This window comes from Paenibacillus methanolicus (genome assembly GCF_008124765.1).
Lineage (GTDB): Bacteria > Bacillota > Bacilli > Paenibacillales > Paenibacillaceae > Paenibacillus_Z > Paenibacillus_Z methanolicus.
This window is the reverse complement of the sequence record NZ_VNHS01000002.1, coordinates 498,208-516,509: the sequence shown is the minus strand read 5'-3', so window position 1 is coordinate 516,509 and position 18,302 is coordinate 498,208. Positions and strand designations below refer to the sequence as shown.

General features: G+C 54.1%; 17 protein-coding genes, 5 tRNA genes and 1 pseudogene. 16 read left to right on the top strand and 7 right to left on the bottom strand.

Annotated elements, in window-relative coordinates:
* Window positions 1-64 precede the first annotated feature (64 nt).
* The 11 genes and pseudogenes from BCM02_RS07330 (at window position 65) to BCM02_RS07285 (ending at window position 9,916) form a co-directional block, all read left to right on the top strand.
* Window positions 65-871 (top strand): ABC transporter ATP-binding protein, encoded by an 807-nt coding sequence (locus tag BCM02_RS07330; protein WP_148928402.1) that lies wholly within the window; start codon window positions 65-67, stop codon window positions 869-871.
* A complete protein-coding gene (locus BCM02_RS07325) occupies window positions 837-1,916 on the top strand; it encodes an efflux RND transporter periplasmic adaptor subunit (RefSeq protein WP_148928401.1) in 1,080 nt (359 codons plus the stop codon). Before BCM02_RS07330 ends, BCM02_RS07325 begins: the two co-directional genes overlap by 35 nt.
* A gap of 3 nt (window positions 1,917-1,919) precedes the next feature.
* Window positions 1,920-4,850 (top strand): FtsX-like permease family protein, encoded by a 2,931-nt coding sequence (locus BCM02_RS07320; protein WP_148928400.1) that lies wholly within the window; start codon window positions 1,920-1,922, stop codon window positions 4,848-4,850.
* A 6-nt stretch (window positions 4,851-4,856) separates the two neighbouring features.
* Entirely contained in the window at window positions 4,857-5,741 is an 885-nt protein-coding gene (locus BCM02_RS07315; protein WP_148928399.1) for an ABC transporter ATP-binding protein, read from the top strand.
* A gap of 5 nt (window positions 5,742-5,746) precedes the next feature.
* Window positions 5,747-7,243 (top strand): annotated as a pseudogene (locus BCM02_RS07310) (ABC transporter substrate-binding protein).
* 300 nt (window positions 7,244-7,543) lie between these two features.
* Window positions 7,544-7,711, top strand: coding sequence for a hypothetical protein (locus tag BCM02_RS35165; RefSeq protein WP_187434105.1), 168 nt, complete (start codon window positions 7,544-7,546; stop codon window positions 7,709-7,711).
* A gap of 81 nt (window positions 7,712-7,792) precedes the next feature.
* Window positions 7,793-7,869: transfer RNA gene (locus BCM02_RS07305), tRNA-Met, on the top strand.
* Window positions 7,870-7,892: 23 nt separating this feature from the next.
* Window positions 7,893-7,969, top strand: a tRNA-Ile gene (locus BCM02_RS07300).
* Between the two features lie 19 nt (window positions 7,970-7,988).
* Window positions 7,989-8,074: transfer RNA gene (locus BCM02_RS07295), tRNA-Leu, on the top strand.
* A 332-nt stretch (window positions 8,075-8,406) separates the two neighbouring features.
* Window positions 8,407-9,060, top strand: coding sequence for a hypothetical protein (locus tag BCM02_RS07290; protein ID WP_148928398.1), 654 nt, complete (start codon window positions 8,407-8,409; stop codon window positions 9,058-9,060).
* A gap of 145 nt (window positions 9,061-9,205) precedes the next feature.
* Window positions 9,206-9,916, top strand: coding sequence for a uracil-DNA glycosylase (locus tag BCM02_RS07285; RefSeq protein ID WP_148928397.1), 711 nt, complete (start codon window positions 9,206-9,208; stop codon window positions 9,914-9,916).
* Window positions 9,917-10,018: 102 nt separating this feature from the next.
* Here BCM02_RS07285 and BCM02_RS07280 read toward each other — a convergent pair whose 3' ends face one another.
* A complete protein-coding gene (locus tag BCM02_RS07280; protein ID WP_148928396.1) occupies window positions 10,019-10,981 on the bottom strand; it encodes an S-layer homology domain-containing protein in 963 nt (320 codons plus the stop codon).
* Between the two features lie 240 nt (window positions 10,982-11,221).
* On the opposite strand from BCM02_RS07280, the gene BCM02_RS07275 reads away from it, so the two are divergent.
* Window positions 11,222-11,524, top strand: a complete 303-nt coding sequence (locus tag BCM02_RS07275; RefSeq protein ID WP_148928395.1) for a hypothetical protein — start codon at window positions 11,222-11,224, stop codon at window positions 11,522-11,524.
* 43 nt (window positions 11,525-11,567) lie between these two features.
* Here BCM02_RS07275 and BCM02_RS07270 read toward each other — a convergent pair.
* The 3 genes from BCM02_RS07270 to BCM02_RS07260 all read right to left on the bottom strand — a co-directional run bounded on the left by BCM02_RS07270 (window position 11,568) and on the right by BCM02_RS07260 (window position 12,064).
* Window positions 11,568-11,640, bottom strand: a tRNA-Val gene (locus BCM02_RS07270).
* Window positions 11,641-11,645: 5 nt separating this feature from the next.
* Window positions 11,646-11,721: transfer RNA gene (locus BCM02_RS07265), tRNA-Val, on the bottom strand.
* A 151-nt stretch (window positions 11,722-11,872) separates the two neighbouring features.
* The gene (locus BCM02_RS07260; RefSeq protein WP_148928394.1) at window positions 11,873-12,064 is read right to left on the bottom strand and encodes a DUF2524 domain-containing protein; all 192 of its coding nucleotides are present in this window, start codon (window positions 12,062-12,064) and stop codon (window positions 11,873-11,875) included.
* A gap of 699 nt (window positions 12,065-12,763) precedes the next feature.
* Between BCM02_RS07260 and BCM02_RS07255 the strand changes: the two genes are divergently transcribed.
* Entirely contained in the window at window positions 12,764-13,048 is a 285-nt protein-coding gene (locus tag BCM02_RS07255) for a DUF3892 domain-containing protein (RefSeq protein ID WP_148928393.1), read from the top strand.
* 258 nt (window positions 13,049-13,306) lie between these two features.
* Here BCM02_RS07255 and BCM02_RS07250 read toward each other — a convergent pair whose 3' ends face one another.
* Complete coding sequence (locus BCM02_RS07250) at window positions 13,307-14,032, bottom strand: MBL fold metallo-hydrolase (RefSeq protein WP_246183251.1); 726 nt, start codon at window positions 14,030-14,032, stop codon at window positions 13,307-13,309.
* A 186-nt stretch (window positions 14,033-14,218) separates the two neighbouring features.
* Here BCM02_RS07250 and BCM02_RS07245 point away from each other — a divergent pair, with 186 nt between their 5' ends.
* The 3 genes from BCM02_RS07245 to BCM02_RS07235 all read left to right on the top strand — a co-directional run bounded on the left by BCM02_RS07245 (window position 14,219) and on the right by BCM02_RS07235 (window position 15,620).
* Entirely contained in the window at window positions 14,219-14,431 is a 213-nt protein-coding gene (locus tag BCM02_RS07245; RefSeq protein WP_148928392.1) for a hypothetical protein, read from the top strand.
* 197 nt (window positions 14,432-14,628) lie between these two features.
* Complete coding sequence (locus BCM02_RS07240; protein ID WP_148928391.1) at window positions 14,629-15,192, top strand: stalk domain-containing protein; 564 nt, start codon at window positions 14,629-14,631, stop codon at window positions 15,190-15,192.
* 119 nt (window positions 15,193-15,311) lie between these two features.
* Window positions 15,312-15,620, top strand: coding sequence for a DUF1292 domain-containing protein (locus BCM02_RS07235; RefSeq protein ID WP_148928390.1), 309 nt, complete (start codon window positions 15,312-15,314; stop codon window positions 15,618-15,620).
* A gap of 77 nt (window positions 15,621-15,697) precedes the next feature.
* On the opposite strand, the gene BCM02_RS07230 is transcribed toward BCM02_RS07235, so the two are convergent.
* Together BCM02_RS07230 and BCM02_RS07225 are read right to left on the bottom strand one after the other, a co-directional pair.
* Window positions 15,698-16,120, bottom strand: a complete 423-nt coding sequence (locus BCM02_RS07230; protein WP_148928389.1) for a DUF1885 family protein — start codon at window positions 16,118-16,120, stop codon at window positions 15,698-15,700.
* Window positions 16,121-16,251: 131 nt separating this feature from the next.
* Window positions 16,252-17,721: an aminotransferase class I/II-fold pyridoxal phosphate-dependent enzyme gene (locus tag BCM02_RS07225; RefSeq protein WP_148928388.1), complete on the bottom strand. Its 1,470-nt coding sequence runs from the start codon at window positions 17,719-17,721 to the stop codon at window positions 16,252-16,254.
* Window positions 17,722-18,302: the final 581 nt, after the last annotated feature.

The window sequence follows — 18,302 nt, the reverse complement described above, 5'->3', positions numbered from 1 at the left end:
GTCTATAAGATAGTTTTCATTTTATGAAAAATTTTTAATGCGAAGGGAGTCCTGGGATACAGCCATGGCATGGTTCAAAAAAAGCAAGTCGCAAATGGCGGTTGCCCAGAACGCGATCACACCTGAAATGGAAGACTCCGCGGCTTTGGAGGCTGCGGTGACGTTGAACCCGGCCAAGGTGGAGGAGGCGCCCGTGGAGAAAGGGCCGATTTTGACCGTGGAAGCGGTCGAACGTACCTTCCAAGTGGGCGGATCGCCGCTGCATGTTTTGAAGGGAATCGACATGGAGCTTCAACCGACCCAGTTGGTTATGCTGCGCGGCCGCTCCGGGTCGGGCAAGACGACGCTGCTGAACATGATCGGCGGGCTGGATCAGCCGTCGAAAGGGCATATATTTTTTCGCGGATTGCCGTTCCATGACATGAGCGACGATGAGAGGACCGTAGTCAGGCGCAAACAGATGGGGTTCATTTTCCAGGCGTTCGCGCTCATGCCGCTGCTCTCTGCTTACGAGAACGTCGAGCTGTCTCTGCGCATGGCCGGCGTGCCGGGTAACCAGTGGAAGGAGCGGGTTACGGAATGTTTGGAGCTGGTCGGCTTGGGCAAGCGGATGCACCACCGTCCCTTCGAGCTGTCCGGGGGCGAGCAGCAGCGGGTGGCGATCGCCAAAGCGATCGCGCACAAGCCGAAGCTGCTGCTGGCCGACGAACCGACGGCCGAGCTTGATTCGCAAATGGCCGCGCAGGTGATGAATGTTTTTCGGACGATCATCCAGACGGAGCAGGTTACGATTTGTATGACTACGCACGATCCCACGATTTTGGAGGTTGCCGATCATGTTTACGAAATGGTTGACGGAAAATTCATTTAAGCGTTGGGCCGCGGTGCTGCTCAGCGCATCGATGCTGTTTGCTAGCGGCTGCTCGCTGCTGCCGAAGGAGGCGGAGGAAGAGGTACTGCCCGAGATTAACCCGCCGGCGATCGCGAAGAAACCGGAGTACGAGGTCACGACGACGACCTTGGAGACGAAGGTGCTGGGCAGCGGCAAGCTGATTTCGCTGAAAGAGGAGACGCTCTATTTTACGCTCGACGGCAAACGGCTGAAGGAGTTGAACATCAAGGCCGGCCAGAAGGTAACCGCAGGTCAGGTCATCGGATCGCTGGACGTCGATGATTTGAAGAAAACGCTCCGAACCGAGCAGTTGAACTTCAAGAAAGCCGAAGTCGAGATGAAGAAAACGTTGCGCGAACGCGACACGATGGATCCGATCGCCTACGAGATGGCCGTCATTAACTTCGAGGAGAATCGCCAGAAGCTCGCCGACATGCAAGAAGAGATCAACAAGGCGACCTTGGTCGCGCCGTTCGCCGGAACGGTCGTGCAGCTCAACGTGATGAAGGGCGATCAGATCAAAGCCTACGATCCGATCTGCATCATTGCCGACGGCAGCGATCTCGTCGCGGCCGTGAACATGACGCAAGACGAGCTGAACGGCGTCACCGTCGGCATGCCGGCTTCCGTCGAGATCAACAACGGGGGCACGGTCGCGGGCAAAGTGAAACAGCTGCCGATCGTCACGGAAGAGAACGGCAACGGGAACGGCAATGGAGGCGTCGGCGGCAACAACGGCCAGAACATTGAACGTCCGGAGAAATATTTGCTCGTCTCGCTGAATAAAATCCCGGCCGGCGTCACGAGAGGTAGTCTTCTGTCGCTGAATATCATTACGAAACGCAAAGAGAACGCGATCGTCATTCCGCCCTCCGCGCTGCGTACGATCGGCTCGCGCACCTACGTGCAAGTCGTGGAGGCGGAAGGCAAACGGGAGGTCGACGTGGAGGTCGGCCAGCAAACCGCAACGGAAATCGAAATCGTGAAGGGCTTGACGCCGGGGCAGAAAGTGGTAGGTCGATAGCTGATGGGGATGCCGTTAATCCGATTTTTGTTCCGCAAAATGTGGAATACCCGTTGGCTGACGCTCAGTTCCCTCGTCGGCCTCATCATCGCGGTAGCGTTCGCGACGAGCATCCCGATGTATGCGGACGGCGCGCTCAAGCGCGTCGTAGGCGAATCGCTGAAGCAGGAGAGCGGCGGCTTGCCCGCAGGGTCGCTGCTGATGCGTTACCAGTCGGTAGGCGGCGCCAAGACGGATCCGGCCAGTCTCGCCGAGGTCACGCGCTACATTAGGGAGGATGTCCCGAAGGAAATCGGGTTCCCTCAGAACATGTTCGTGCAGAACATGCTGCTCCGCAGCACCGAGATTACGCCGGAAGATCCAAAGAAGGTGGACGCGAGCCGGGTTAGGCAGATGTCGCTCATGACGATGTCGGAGCTGGATAAGAACGCGGAGCTGGCGCAGGGACGCTGGTTCGCCGACTCCGTCGGCGAAGGCGACTTGGTCGAGGCGGTCATGATGGAAGAGGCTATGTACCGCAGCGATATCCATATCGGCGACGTCTTCTATTATCCGATCTATGGCGGGCTTAACCTGAACCTGAGAGTCAAAATCGTCGGCGCCTACAAGCCGCTCGACGATACGAGCGCGTACTGGTATCAAGGGCTGGAAGGCATTATGAATACGCTCATTATCGGCGAGAACGCGTTCACGAAAGGATTGGTGACGGAGCGCAAAGTTCCGGTACACACCGCCAATTGGTATTATGCTTTCGATCTGAAAGACATTCAGACGAGTCAGCTCTCCCCGCTCGGCCGCACGCTCGACAGGCTGAACGTGGAGCTGTATCAGAAGCTGAAGGACACGAAGGTCGAAATTTCGTTCGCGAAGCTGCTCGGCCAGTTCCGGACGCAAAGCTTGCAGCTGCAAGCGCTGCTCTTTACGCTTGCCGCGCCGATGATTGCGATGGTGTTCTACTTTATCGCGATGAACGCCAGGCAATCGCTGGATAAACAGCGCAGCGATATCGCGGTGCTTCGAAGCCGGGGCGCGGGCACGGGGCAAATTATCCGGATTTATTTCCTGGAGGGGCTGCTGCTCGGCATAATCGCGCTTGTCATCGGTCCGGCGCTCGGTTGGTTCATGGCCAAGAGCATCGGTTCGGCGAATGGTTTCCTCGCGTTCGTCGACCGCAAATCGATCCCGATCGGCTTCGGCATCGAAGCGATCCTGGCGGGGATCGGCGCGGTCGTGCTGGCGATGCTGGCGACAATCGTTCCTGCCATCATATACGCGCGTTCGTCGATCGTCGGCTACAAGCAGGCGCTGGCAAGATCGGACCGCAAACCGGGTTGGCAGCGCTGGTTCATCGACGTGCTGCTGCTAGGGGTGGCCGCATACGGTTGGTACCTCTTCAATGAACGCCAAATGATCACGTTCAAAAGCGGCATGACGACGGATCAGTTGAACGTTCAGCCGTTCTTGTTCTTCGTGCCGGCGATCGCGATATTCGCGCTCGGATTGTTCTTTCTACGGATTTTCCCTTGGATGCTGAAGCTGTTCAATTGGCTCGGCCGCAGGATACTGCCGGTTCCGCTGTATTTGACGCTCACGCAGCTGTCGCGATCGTCCAAGGGCTATTATCCGCTCATGATTTTGTTGATTCTAACGCTCGGGCTTGGCGTATATAATGCCTCTGCTGCCCGCACGATCGATCTTAACTCCACGGAGCGCACGTTATACAAGTTCGGCACGGACGTCGTCGTTCAGACCGTCTGGGAGGGCACGACCGAGCTCGTGAACAACGGAGGCAATCAAGGCGGCGGAGGGAACGGCGGCCAAGGCGGCAATGGGGGCCAGGGCGGCAACGGCGGCGGCCAAGGCGGCAATGGAGGCAATGGGGGCAATGGAGGTAATGGCGGAGGTCAAGGCGGCGGGGGCTCGGTGCCGACGCGCACGATATACTCCGAACCGCCGTTCGAGATTTTCCGCGAGCTGGACGGCGTCGAAGCGGCTGCCCGCGTCCTGCAGACCAAAGGCAACGTCGTCGTTTCCGGTCGGTCCGTCGGCCAAGGCACGCTGGTCGGCATCGACAACGTCGACTTCTCCAAAGTAGCTTGGTTCCGCAATGATTTGTATGAGCGGCATCCGTTCCATTACTTGAATTACCTAGGTCTATACGAACATGCGGCCATCGTGCCGTCCAACGTCGCGGAGAAGTACCAGCTCAAGCTGGGCGACAGCGTATCGGTCGGCTTGACCGACGGCATGATCGAATTCGTCATCGTCGGCATTGTTCCGTACTGGCCGAGCCAGTATCCGGAGCAGTCGCCTTTCGTCATCGCGAACCTGGACTATATTTACGATCAGGTGCCGATTATTCAGTACGACGTCTGGCTGAAGATGAAGCCGGGCGCGAAGACCGCGCCGATCATTACCGCGTTGCATAGCAAAGGGATCGAGCTTGCATCGGTGCAAGACGTGCGCCAGGAGCTCGTAACGCAATCGAAGCTGCCGACGCGCGGCGGCGTATTCGGAATTTTGAGCTTAGGTTTCCTGGTCTCGATTCTGATCTCGCTCGTCGGTTACATTTTGTACTGGTTCTTTAATTTGTCGGGGCGGATCGTGCAGTTCGGCGTTCTCCGGGCGATGGGCTTGTCGCGCAAGCAGTTAACCGGCATGCTGCTGCTCGAACAAATTTTTACCGCGGGCTTGTCGATTATTCTAGGCATCGCCATCGGTAAGATTACGAGCTTGCTGTTCCTGCCTTTCCTGCAGACGGCGGAGAACGTCACCAATTCGGTGCCGCCGTTCCGCGTCGTGTTCGATTCGCAGGATACGAACCAGTTGTATATCGTCGTTGCCGGCATGATGCTCATGGGCGCGTCGCTGCTGCTCGTTCATATTCGCCGTCTTCGCGTGCATCAAGCCGTGAAGATGGGAGAGGAGCGTTAAGACGAAGTGATTGAGTGCGAAGGACTCGTTAAAATTTACAAATCGGATGATCTGGAAGTCGTTGCGCTCCAAGGCTTGAACTTGAACGTGCAGGACGGCGAGATGATGGCGATCATCGGCAACAGCGGCAGCGGCAAATCCACGCTGCTAAACATTCTGGGCGGCCTAGATCGGCCGTCTGCGGGTTCGGTAAAGGTTGGACCGTGGGATCTGCTCAAGATCACGGACGAACAGCTTGTCGAGTACAAGCGCGACACGGTCGGCTTCATTTGGCAGAACAACGCGCGCAACCTGCTGCCGTATTTGACGGCGATCGAGAACGTCGAGATGCCGATGATGCTCTCCGGCAAGCTGGATCGGGCTTATGCCCGCCAGCTGCTGGAGTGGGTCGGTCTGAAGGAACGAATGCACAACAAGCTGCATCAGCTCTCCGGGGGCGAGCAGCAGCGCGTCGCGATGGCGATCTCGCTGTCCAACCGACCGCAACTCGTGCTGGCGGATGAGCCGACCGGCTCGGTAGACTCGCGGACCTCGGACATGATCATGGATATATTCCGCAGACTGAACCGCGAACTTGGCATTACGATCGTCATCGTTACCCACGATTTATCGTTGGCGGGCAAGGTCGACCGCGTCGTGGCGATTCGCGACGGTCTCACGAGCACTGAGTTTATCAAGCGCAATCCGAACTTGGATGAGGCGGAGGCGCTGGGCATCGGCGGACATGGCGGCATCGGCGAGGTGCACGAGGAATACGTCGTCGTCGACCGCGTCGGGAGACTGCAAATCCCGAAGCACTATTTGACGGCGCTGAATATTACGGATAAAGCATCGATGGAATTCGACGGCGAGCGGATTATTATCACGACGCCGAAATCATTGGAGGGGTAAAGCATATGAACACAACATGGGGAGCAAAAATGCGCAAGACGGCGGTGTTGGGCCTGTCGCTGACGCTGATGGGATCGGCGCTTGCGGCATGCAGCAAGGGCGCGGACACGAGCGCGGAGAAACGCGTGCTGCGGATCGGATTCCTGTATTCCAGCCAGGACAGCGAACAGTATCTTCGCCAGCAGTATACGGACAGCTACGAGCTGATGCATCCGGAGCTCGATATTCAAATCGTGAGCGCGATGAACTACGACGACCAGCGCTTCCAGGAGCAGCCGGACCCGAGCAAGCCGGTCGCGCAGCCGGATCCTTACGATAAGCTGAAGGAGTTGCTGAACGGGACGAATCCGGTCGACGTCGTCGTTCTCGATTCTTCGGGCACGAACTATCTGAAGCGTCTTGTTCAAGACAACATGCTGAAGCAGCTCGATCCGATCATCCAGGAGAAAGAATTCGATATCGATGATTATGTGCCGACCGTCATCGACGGCATTAAGGAAGCAGGCGACAACGGCATCTACGCGCTGACCCCGACGTTCAACTCGGCGGCGTTGTACTACAACAAGAAGATATTCACCGATGCCGGCGTCGAAGTGCCGAAGGACGGCATGATGTGGGACGATGTATTCGCGGATGCGAAGCGCCTGGCCAAAGGCGAAGGCGCCAAGCGTGTATTCGGCCTGCAAATGAACCGTTGGGGCGGCGACGCGTTCAACGACATGCAGCAGTATTATCTGCCTGCGCTGCAGCTCAAAATGTTCGACGACAAAGGCGAGTAAATGACGGTTACCGGTCCGCAATGGGAGAAAATCTTCAACACGTTCGCGCCGCTCTACAAGGACAAAATTATTCCGACGGGCCAAGACATGTACGACACGGGCGCGACCGACGGCAAGCAAGCATGGAATCCGTACCAGGGCGACCTATTCCTTAATGGTCGCGCGGCGATGACCGTCTCCGGCTTCGATTATATTACCGAGCTGACAAGAGCGAAGGAACAGAACGCGAAGAACAGCAAAGTGCCTTCCGTCGATTGGGGCGTCGTGACGATTCCGCAGCATACCGAAAATCCGGGCTACGGCAGCTCGATCAACTTGAGCGCGCTCATGGGCATCAACGCGAAGGCGGCGAATGCAGACGATGCGTGGGAATTCATCTCGTTCAACAACAGCAAGGAATGGGCGAAGTTGAAGTCCCGCAGCACATATGAGCTAATCGCGCGCAAGTCGATGATCAAGCCGCGCGATGGTCAAGACTACAACGTGGAAGCCTTCTACACGTTGAAGCCGGTACCGCCGACGAGCCTTGATTTGGAGAAGCTGTATCGCGAGAAGCCGGGTATCTACGAGGCTCAGTACATGGGCACGCAATCGCTGCAGCAGGTAATCGAAGGCAAAATGACCGTGCAGCAAGCGCTGAAGGATTGGGAGACCAAAGGCAATGAGGCGCTCAAGCGGACGAACGACGGATCCGGCGGCGGCATTGTGCGGCCGCTCGGCTAAGGAAGAATGGACAGTTGCCAATATAGGATGCTATTCGAGAGACCGCGCGCTAGCGCGGTTTCTCTTTTTGTAATGATCGGACTGCAAGAGGCATGATTCACCAGCTGGCGCCGCGCAGGAAGTCAATCGCGATACCACGCCCTACCGTTTGTGCCTGCGAGGGAAGGTCGTATCGGACGTTACGCGCCCATGAAGGGTAAAGGAGGGGGAAAGGGGGATGGATTGAAATAAGGGCGTATATGCTTGTTTTTCCGCATCTTGGGGTAATCTAAGCTCAGGAAGAAGAGGAGGGATAAGCTTATGATGCGTTGGGTGTATTGGGTCCGGTTGTATGAGACGAAATTTCAAGCGGGATGTCTCGTGCGTCGGATGGAGAACGATTGGTGGGTCTACGGATACGATTGCCCCAAAGAAGTCGAAGTGTTCCAGTCTCGTAAAGGGAGATACGGCGTTCGTTTCGTACCCTAAAAAAGTGGTTGACTTTCATGCTTCGATTATTGTATATTTAATCTTGTCGCCATTGATGACGTTCTAGTTTGTTGGTACTGCCGCGGGGTGGAGCAGCTCGGTAGCTCGTCGGGCTCATAACCCGAAGGCCGCAGGTTCAAATCCTGCCCCCGCAACCAACCTTTCGATATTTATATCGCGAGGGCCCTTAGCTCAGTTGGTTAGAGCGGTCGGCTCATAACCGATTGGTCGGGGGTTCGAGTCCCTCAGGGCCCACCATCTAGAGAACGTTCACCTTGCCGGGGTGGCGGAATTGGCAGACGCACAGGACTTAAAATCCTGCGGTGGGTGACCACCGTACGGGTTCGACCCCCGTCCTCGGCATTACATGATTCAAATGAAGAGCCCCATTATGGTATTCAACCATGACGGGGCTCTTTTCGTATGTATAAGCAAGCTGCCGAGTCGATCGGGTTGCTCGCCATGAAGGCAATCAAAGCGATGCAATCTCATGTGATTGGAGGAATATAGCAGAGAATATGCATTGTACGTTGTATGTATCTTAAACTCGACCTTTGGGAATACGTTTTTAGGTATATTTAATCAAAAACCGATCATTTCCCTCGTTCCCAAGTCTTGTGAAATGGTCTATAATAACTACAAATATCCATTGAGAATCGGGACTGGATAAACGTAGATAGAATGGGGAATTCATCATGAGGTCGTCGGTAGTGGACAAACATTACGATGTCTTGATCGAACAAGAGGCTGTGAAGCTAGAAGACATCAAGAATAAGATGGAAGATATTAAGCGATATTTTTTGAGCAGTTCTGCTGATTTCACAAGGCAGTGGTACGAGCAGCAAGCTAAGCAGCTCGTCATGAGCAACCCGGATGCCGCAACGCAAATGCCCAGCGAGCAATTGAGAGCGGTGAAAGACGATGTGCGGCATTTAATGGCCAATAGCGGGCTACACGTGGAAGCGTATTTGAACCGACATTCATTATGGTGGCATCTCGCCCAGAATGACAAGACCTATCCAGCCTACTTGAGCAAATTGCCGGAGTTTTTCTCGGATCCGTTCAAGTTAGTCCTGGGCAAGCTGGGGGCCGTGTTTTCGAAGCACCAATTCATTCAGCTTCCCGAAGAACAATATGGGGAGACGTATGGGCATGAGTCGCACGATTTTGTTCTGATTGAGGGCACGATTCAATATCGCCACGCTATCGCATATCCGGATCAGCTGACGCATGCGATGCAAGAATACGGTATTTTGCATGAAAAGGCCAAGAGCATCCTTCAGACCGTCGAACGCCTCCAGCTTCAGAAGAAGAAGGAGCAAGTCGGAGAACTGTGGGATTCGTTATAATTCGTCGTTTGAGCCGGAGTTGATTGACTTTTTCGGACAAGTCCGGTATCGTTACATACGCAATACTAACCATTCATGCTGCTCCTTCGCCGATCTGAACGCCTTCAGAGGCGAGGGAGTTTTTTGTTGAAAGGAAGATGCCGGAATGAACGCGATATTCAAAAACGACTGGGCTTCCGTGTTGAACGGGGAGCTTGACAAACCATACTATCAAAAGCTGCGAGGCTTTCTAGCGGAACAGTATCAGACGGAGACCGTCTATCCGAGCATGCATGATATATTCAACGCGCTGCATTATACCTCTTACTCGAACGCGCGCGTGGTCATCATCGGTCAAGACCCTTATCATGGCCCGGGGCAGGCGCACGGGTTCAGCTTCTCCGTCAAGCCTGGCGTTCGGACGCCGCCCTCGCTCCAGAATATATACAAGGAGCTTTACGATGACGTAGGCTGCGCGATACCCGATCATGGACATTTGCTGCCTTGGGCGAAACAAGGCGTTTTGCTCCTCAACAACGTCCTGACGGTTGAAGCCGGCAAGCCGGCCTCGCATCAAGGGATCGGTTGGGAGGCTTTCACCGACGCGGTAATAGCCGCACTGGATAAACGCGAGAAGCCGCTTGTGTTCATGCTATGGGGCAAGCACGCGCAGGAGAAGGCGGCTTCGATCGAGAAGACCAAGCACTGCGTGATCGCTTCGGCGCATCCAAGCCCGTTCGCCGCGCATCGCGGATTTTTTGGCAGCCGTCCATTCTCGCGGGCGAATGCGTTCCTGCGCCAGACCGGTCAGGAGGAGATCGATTGGTGCCTGCCAACGCTCGCGGAGTTGGAAGCAGCTGCAGGTGAAGAAGGGTAGTCGTAGCTAGCTGTAGGCCCTCTGCATGCGAATAACCCCTGATATCTGCTGAGCAGCAGATATCAGGGGTTTAGTTCGTTGACCGGCAAATCGCACAGGTTATTACTGAGCCTTGGCTTCGCTGCTTATAGCCGCTGAAGAAGAAGAGGAATTTGAACCGCCCGCGATTTCAGGTATATAAGCGGCGTCGATGTAAGTCGTGACGTGAACATCGGTGATGACCTGCGGATACATCTGGCCTTTCTCTGGAAGAACAGGTTCGACGTGTATAATCGCCCGACTGCCTTCGAACGTAATGGATGCGATGCGAATGCCATATCCGGGATGCGGGACTTGCGCGGTAAGCGTCACTTCATGAATGCGTTCGTTCACGGCTTTGGTCGATAGCGTGAGATCGTACAACGGCGACGAAGGCGTTTCTTCCTTTGGCCCGTTCTCGCCATGTTCTTTCAAATATGCGATGGCATCGTGCGTCCAAGCGGCCGCATCGCTGCGCGTAACCGGCTGAGTCGGATTAAAGTTTTGTTTGGCGTCGAGTTTGACGATGCCCGCAATGAGCAGATTTTGAATACTGCCCATATAATCGGCCGTAATTTTGTCTTCATCGCCAATGAGCTTGTAAATTTCGATGAAAGCCAAATCTTGCTTGGCGATCATCGCGCGGAACAGGTAGTGCGCGAATTGCTCGCGAGTCATCGCGGCAGACGGATTGACATCGCGCGGAATACCGAGGTCATTGATGCCAGCCAGGACGAAGGCGTTCGCATACCAAGCTTTATTATCGACCGTATCGAAGTAATCGGTCGCTTGCGGTGCTTTCACGAACACCTTGTCGCCGTAGTCTAGTTTCAGCCCTTTGGCGATCAACGTCAGTCCTGCCGCAAAGGTAAGGCTCTCTTTCGGAAGAAACTTTCCGTCTTTATTTCCCGACACGACACCCTGTTGCTGGAGCTGCGTGATTTTGGCCGAGTTGGGATCCTGATTCGTATCCGAGAACGCGAAGGCGCTCGTAGCGGATGCGAAAGCAAGAAGCGCAAGGCTTGCGGCCATTAGCGTCTTTTTCATAAGCTCACCTCTTCATCTGTATGGTTTTCCTTCGTATGTATCTTTTTAGACGTGAGCGGGGCGGGGAATGTTGCAATATCTACTAGTCGGGCCCCCATACTTCTGTTGCCATAGAATTTATCAAAGAGCAGGTCGTGCATATGGAGCGTGGTAGCGTTGCTGCTGCGTTATAGTAGAAGGTAGATAAATAGTTCGATAAGGTATATAATACGAAAAAATGATGTAGGAGAGGTAACACCCATGCCCGGAAACACCCATTGGACGCTGGAGGAGAACGCGATCATCGTCGGCGTTATTCCGGAATATCGATACTTGCTCAACGACTTGGCCGCCAAGCGGGATCCCGCGCGGACGCTGGCCCGGAGGCTGCTGGATTTCGATTCGTCGAACATGCTGTGGCGGAGAAGGGAAGCGACGGGGCGCGTCAAAGACGAGGAGGATACGATCGCGCAGCATATCGTGCATATGGAGCAAGTCGTCGCGGGCGTATTGGCTGCGGAGCGCGAGAACGAGAAACCGTGGTTTGGATTGTTGCCGCGGTAATAAAAAAACAAAACCCTTGATGATCAAGGGTTTTGTTATCGTATGATCTGTAGTGGGCTCGAACCACTGACCCCCACCCTGTCAAGATGGTGCTCTCCCAGCTGAGCTAACAGATCAAGTATGGTGATCTGTAGTGGGCTCGAACCACTGACCCCCACCCTGTCAAGATGGTGCTCTCCCAGCTGAGCTAACAGATCATTTCATATGTACAATCGTGCGTGTTCCGCAGTGACAAGTAATAATATATCAAGATTGAAAGGCGAAGTCAACATTTTTTTAATAAAATAATAAAAAACTCCGGACCGCAGGGAATTCTGCAGCCGGAGCATGTTGAAAAAGTCATGTTTATCAGCCTTTGGCGCTTGGAATATCGCATTTGTTGGCGATAAAACGGATCTGATTTTCGATCCGGTTGATTTCTTCTTGCTGCTCTGACGAGCTGTTGCCTGCGGCATACAGCGAATCCAGCTGCTGCTTCAGTTGATGAAGATCGCCCGATGCGTTCGCGCAATCGTAATTGCTCTCCAATTGGTCCACCACGTAAAAGCCTCCTGACCTGTTTAAGAATGGGTTCCCGCATAGTATGGTCGCAAAATGTTCAAATATGTACGTTCTAAACCGTCACGCCGAATACTAAATCGCGCGGACTCCTCATATGCATATACAACTATCGGCGGCGAGAGGCAGGTTGGTGCGGTGAAGGAAGCAGCCCATTTGGTCGTTTGGCTTATTGCGCTATTCGGCATTGTCGGAATTGTGAGCTGGGGCGTGGCAAGGGTGGTTATCCGGGACTCGTTTTCTTATGATGAACCGTTCGTATGGCAACGCAAGGTATCGAGAGCAGAGAACGCGCATCGCAGGAAATAAGCGCCTCATGTCCAAGGATCATACGATCTTGCAGGAATGTTCTTCTAAAAGTGGACGTCTTGCATCCACCAATAGCGAGAAATAAAAAATCCGGCACCCATGGAAGGAAAGCCGGATTTGAACTTATTCGTCGTCCTCCCATTTGCGGGAGTAGGCTTTCTTGGTCACCCATAGGAATAGGCCGGTCAAGCCTAGCGCCAGAAGGATGGCCAGCACATAAACGGTCGTCAACGGAATCTCATCTCCTTACGCGCATGAACGATGTTCCTCTTATCATACTTGAAACGGTCGGATAAGAGAAGCGCCGATAGGGGAACCTAGCTCGTGGAAGCCCATGCAGCGAGATGCTGCGGGCCGAAGGAGGAGATAACGATGCAAGCAGGCGACAACTTATTCCCTCAGGCGGCTGCGGGAGGCGTTCCGGCAGACAATCGGGAGACCTTCGTGGCGGTGCAAAAGAACGGGGATGGCGATTTGACGGCGTTCCAAACGTCGTCCGGCAGAATGCTCGCGTATAACGAAGCGCTGCAAGAAGTGCAGGCCGGCCGAATCGCGGGCGTGAACGCGTTCAAGGGACGAGACGGCGAGACGTATATTCGCGGCGATGCGGATGGCGACCCGTCGAACAATCTGGATAACTTGCCGACGTTCGGATAATCGACGCATAGAAGGCCCGCGCCGGGTGGCGCGGGCCTTCTTCGACGTATAGGAAGGTATAAGTTTCAGATGAACGCAAACCAATCCGCTTATCCGGAATGAAACGCGCCTCGCCGATAAAAGACGGCGATAGCCGTTTCGCCTTGAAATACAAGAATGTATAAGTTTCACGCTTATAAAACAACTTGTATTTCTCCGGAACGAAACGCGCCTCGCCACTAAAAGTCGGCGATAGCCGTTTCGCCTTGTGCGTGCGAGTTAGAACGAATAGACGCGATGCTGCTCGACGAACCGCATGGCGCCCGTCTTCCCTTCGTAATCCGGCATTGTATCGTCATAGTGCATCAGCCAGATCCGCTCCTGCAAAACGGGAGGCAGGCTTAGCAGCTGCTCGAGCGTCGTGTGGACGGCGCCGGGTGGTTTCAACTGGCAATCGTGGAAAATCACCTGACAGCCCCCCGCGACGAGCGCGTGCAGCAATTCGGCATCGAACTTCATATCGGCCGAGTAGAAGAAGGTGTCGTTCACTACATACGAATAACTAGGCTTGCCTGCAATATGCTTCGTTCGAATCGGACGGATGGCAAGACCGGGAAGGATCTCGCAGCTCTGGCCTTCCAGAAGCGGACGAACTTCGAAGTAATCGTCCAAAGTCTGACACTCTTCCTGCATCAGCCCGCCTTTCAGCGTCGTTTCCCAAAGCGGTTCGATCAGCGGAGCGGGAACGAACAGGGGCACGCTTCGCTTGTACACGAACTTCATTTGGAACGCGAATTCCTCCATGCCGCCGACATGGTCGGCGTGAATGTGGCTGATGACAAGCGCATGGATATCGTTAAACGTCTTGCTGAGCTGATGGAGGGCCATCGGCGCGGTAATCCCGCAGTCCAACATGGCGGTTTGTCCATCCGAAAACAATAGCGCGTTGTTATTATAGTAGCGTTTGGCAAACGCCGATCCGGTGCCGAGCATTTGGATGTTCAACTTCGATGGCTCCCCCTTGAGCGTTGGGCATTATTACCCAATTTATCATTTCCTCAGCAAATTGAAAAGGTTAATTGTCGAGAAATAAATGATCGTGTCGACATCCCGGCCTCGGTACGCAACTGTCCGTCATCGCATACAATACATCATCTTTTCATCGAAACCGGGGCAGGTGGTGGGCGCGTCATGAGCAAAGCAAAAGGAAAAAACACGAAAGTCGCGAAAAAAAATCAGCATGCCAATGAACGGAAGCAAGCAGTATTGAAAGTCGTCTTATCCAACACGTGCGAGGTATGCAAAACGCCTTGCGCGAGAGGCATGCGTTACTTGGAGAACATGAAGCAACCGGGGGCGGTCGGCAAAGGCGTGCCGTGTATCTTAACGCGCACTTACGTGTAGGTGCTGGGCCGGGGAATAACGGAATATTGCGAACCGGAGCGACGCGGCTGCCCGGACGTTTTTTTCAACCGAGACGTACGCGTGCGCATCTCCCCGTATCGGGATTTTACAATAAAAAAGTTTAGACGCCGCGCAACTTTAGTGACGCGCCGGAGTATAACCTTTCATCCAGACAAACGGGATGGAGGGTTACGATCATGAAGTTCAGAAGGCTTCTCGTCTTGCTGCTGGTGATGTCGTTATGGGGCGGTACGATGATGTTTGCCGACTCGGCAGCACAAAAGGTAAGGGTCATCCTCAACGGTACGGAATTGGACGACGCCGGCATCATGTCGGAGGGCAAGACGTACTTGGCCATCAGACAGTTGGCTAATACGCTGCAGTCGATCGTCGTTTGGGATGAGAACGCGAAGAAAGTGTCCATTTTTAAACCGAATGTGCATATGTTCCTTTTTCAGGACTCTACGATATTCGGCAATGTAAACAAAGGCAATAAGTATACGTTCAAAGTGTTCGCGCAGGTAGACAGCTTGACGACGGACATCGCGGCCGTGAAAGTATCGATCTTCGATCCGGAAGGCACGGAGAAGATAATCCAATCGGAGAACGAGAAAATTTCGAAGGACAACTTCTGGTTTCGGACGGGGGACGTGAAGTACAACTTCGATCAAGCGGGCAAGTACGCGGTATGTTTCTATATGAAACTGAACGCGAGCGACGATTGGAAGTTGGTATCGGAGAAAGTGATTACCGCGCAATAACGCGGTATTTAAGCCTTCGGCGGGAGCGCTTCCGCGAAGGCTCTTTTGTTTGACCGGGCAATGCGTCTCATGTTACGATACGAAAGAAAGGCAATTAGACTTTGAAATGAGGGTATACCATGAGCGAACATCAACATGACGACAATTGCGGATGTGGCGAAGACCACGAGCATGAGGAGCATGTCTTTGTCGTAACCGATGAAGAAGGAACCGAGCGTGAGATGGTTATGGTCTACACGTTTGAATCGGAAGAGCAAGCATATGCTGTCTTGATCGACCGCAATGATCCGGAGGAAGACGGCGTTATTTTCCGTATTGAAGAAGAGAATGACGAAGCATTCCTCGTAGGAATCGAAGACGATGCGGAGTGGGATCGCGTAACGCGGATCTACGACGAAATCGCGGCGCGCGAGAACGGACAGGCTTAATAGGCGATATAACAGCAAACACCGGACCCTAGGGTTCCGGTGTTTTTTGTGCGCGGCGGCACGAGCGACGACATGCTCTATTTGCGCGGATTATAATAGATGGTCCGGCCGTTAAAAAGGCGCAGTTCCGCCTTCAAACTCTTGGCCAAATGCTTGCACAGCTCATTGCCCTTGGCTTTGTCGCCATGAGTGGCATCGTCGGGCAGCGCGACTTGAATATAATGCGCGGATGGCGTGGTCTCATCCACGACGGAGCGGGTGCCGATGCCGAACAAAATATAGCGGTAAAGCGGGTCGGAGCCTTTCAAATAAAACCATGCCTCGCCGGGTTTCGTCTCGATGGTGTACGGGAAGGCCGCATCCGCGTAGGACCAGCCTAGCTGACGGCCGGTCAAGGCAAGCTGTTCGCGATACGCATGCAGTCGTTCCTTCACCTCTTCCAGCGTAAGCCTGTTCGTCACGGAGCCGTTAACCAAGGTTATGTAAGCGCTTTGACTCATTCCAACCTCACCCCCTTCTCATCTTAGCACGAGGTTCCGAAAGGATACAATATGGAGAGCCGCGCAAAAAACCGAGAGCATGACGCTCTCGGCAGATTGTTCGAAGGGGACCAAGACCATGAAGGGTTGTCCTAGAAAATGGCCTCTTCTTCGACGATGACTTTCACGAATTGGATGCTGCGGTCTTCCGGTCCTTTGACCGGCAATCCGACTTCGACGTGATCGACGATGTAGTCGATATTCTCTTGCGAAATAACCTCGCCCGGCAGGAGGATCGGAATGCCCGGGGGATATACATAGATAAATTCGGCAATGATGCGGCCGGCCGATTCTTTGAACGGCACGACTTCCGTATCGCCGTAGAACGCGTCGCGCGGCGTGAGGGAAAGCTGCGGAATTTCGGGAATCTTGACCACGAGTTCCTGCACTTCGTTGCGTCCTTTATGCGCGTCGGCCATGGCGCGAAGCGCCGCGACGAGCGTATTCACGGAGTCCTGCGTATCTCCCGGCGTGACGAGGGCGAGAATGTTGTACATATCGCTCAATTCGACTTCGAGGTTAAAGTTGTCGCGCAGCCAGTTCTCGCATTCGTAGCCGGTAATGCCGAGATGGCGGACATGAACGATGACTTTCGTCGGATCGAGGTCGAATGTGGCTTCGCCGCCCAGAATTTCTTTGCCCGGGCTATAGAGACCCGGAATTTCGTTAATTTGCGCGCGAGCGGCTTCCGCCAGTTCGATCGCGTTGCTGGCGATAGCATGTCCATTCAGCGCCAGATGACGGCGGGACGTGTCCAGCGAGGCGAGCAAAATGTAGGATGTCGACGTCGTCGTCAGCATGCTGATAATCGTCTGCACGCGATGCTGGTTGACCCGGCCTTTGCGAACGTTCAGCACGGAGCTTTGGGTCATGGAGCCGCCGAGTTTGTGCACGCTGGTCGCCGCCATATCCGCCCCGGCTTGCATGGCCGACATCGGGAGGTTCTCATGGAAGTGAATGAGCACGCCGTGCGCTTCGTCGACGAGGACCGGTATGTCGTAGCTGTGGACCAGATCGACGATTTCTTTCAAGTTCGCGCATATGCCGAAGTAGGTCGGGTTAATAACCAGTACGGCTTTGGCGTCGGGATGCTTCTCGAGCGCTCGCTTGACGGAGCGCGTCGTAATGCCGTGATCGATCCCGAGATTCGCGTCGCGCGCCGGGGAGATGAATACGGGACGCGCGCCGGCGAAGATGATCGCGGACATAATCGATTTATGCACATTGCGCGGCACGATGATTTTGTCGCCCGGCGAGCAGACCGACATAATCATCGTTATGATCGCGCCGCTTGTTCCTTGAACGGAAAAAAGGGTATAATCGGCTCCGAACGCATCGGCTGCCAATTTTTGCGCTTCTTCAATGACGCCTGTCGGTTGGTGCAGGTCGTCAAGCGGCGCGATGTTAATCAAATCTATCGACAGCGCGTTATCGCCGATAAACGCCCGGAATTCAGGGTCGCTGCCCTGGCCTTTCTTATGTCCGGGTATATGGAATTGCACGGGGTTCTGTGCCGCATGTTCGCGCAGCGCGCTGAACAGCGGGGTCCGGGTATGATCCATTTCGCTTCATCCCAGCCTTTCGTCAAATTATCGTCTTACTCGCAAACAAGCTTGAGTATAGCAAAATCAGGGGGGATTGCAAGCAACTTTTTTGTTGACACTGAAGGAGTACCGGAATTCGCGAAGCTTCAGCAGCGGCGCGGCTTTCCCCGTCGTTTCCTGACGGAGCCGGACCGCGGGCGTCCGCGTTCTTTTCCGAAATACATGAATGCATAAGTTTGACGCTTATAAAGCAACATGTATTTCTCCGTCGCGGAATGTTGCATTCCTAATTTCTTGGAGTGTGAACGCAAGCCAATCCACTTAGGCGAAGCCGGTTCACTCGAAATACAAGAATTTATATGTTTCACGCATATAAGTCATCTTGTATTTCTACGGAACGAAACTAATATCGCCGTTATAAGACGGCGACAGCCGTTTCGCCTTGAAATACAAGAATTTATAGGTTTCACGCATATAAGTCATCTTGTATTTCTACGGAACGAAACTAATATCGCCGTTATAAGACGGCGACAGCCGTTTCGCCTTGAAATACAAGAATTTATAGGTTTCACGCATATAAGTCATCTTGTATTTCTACG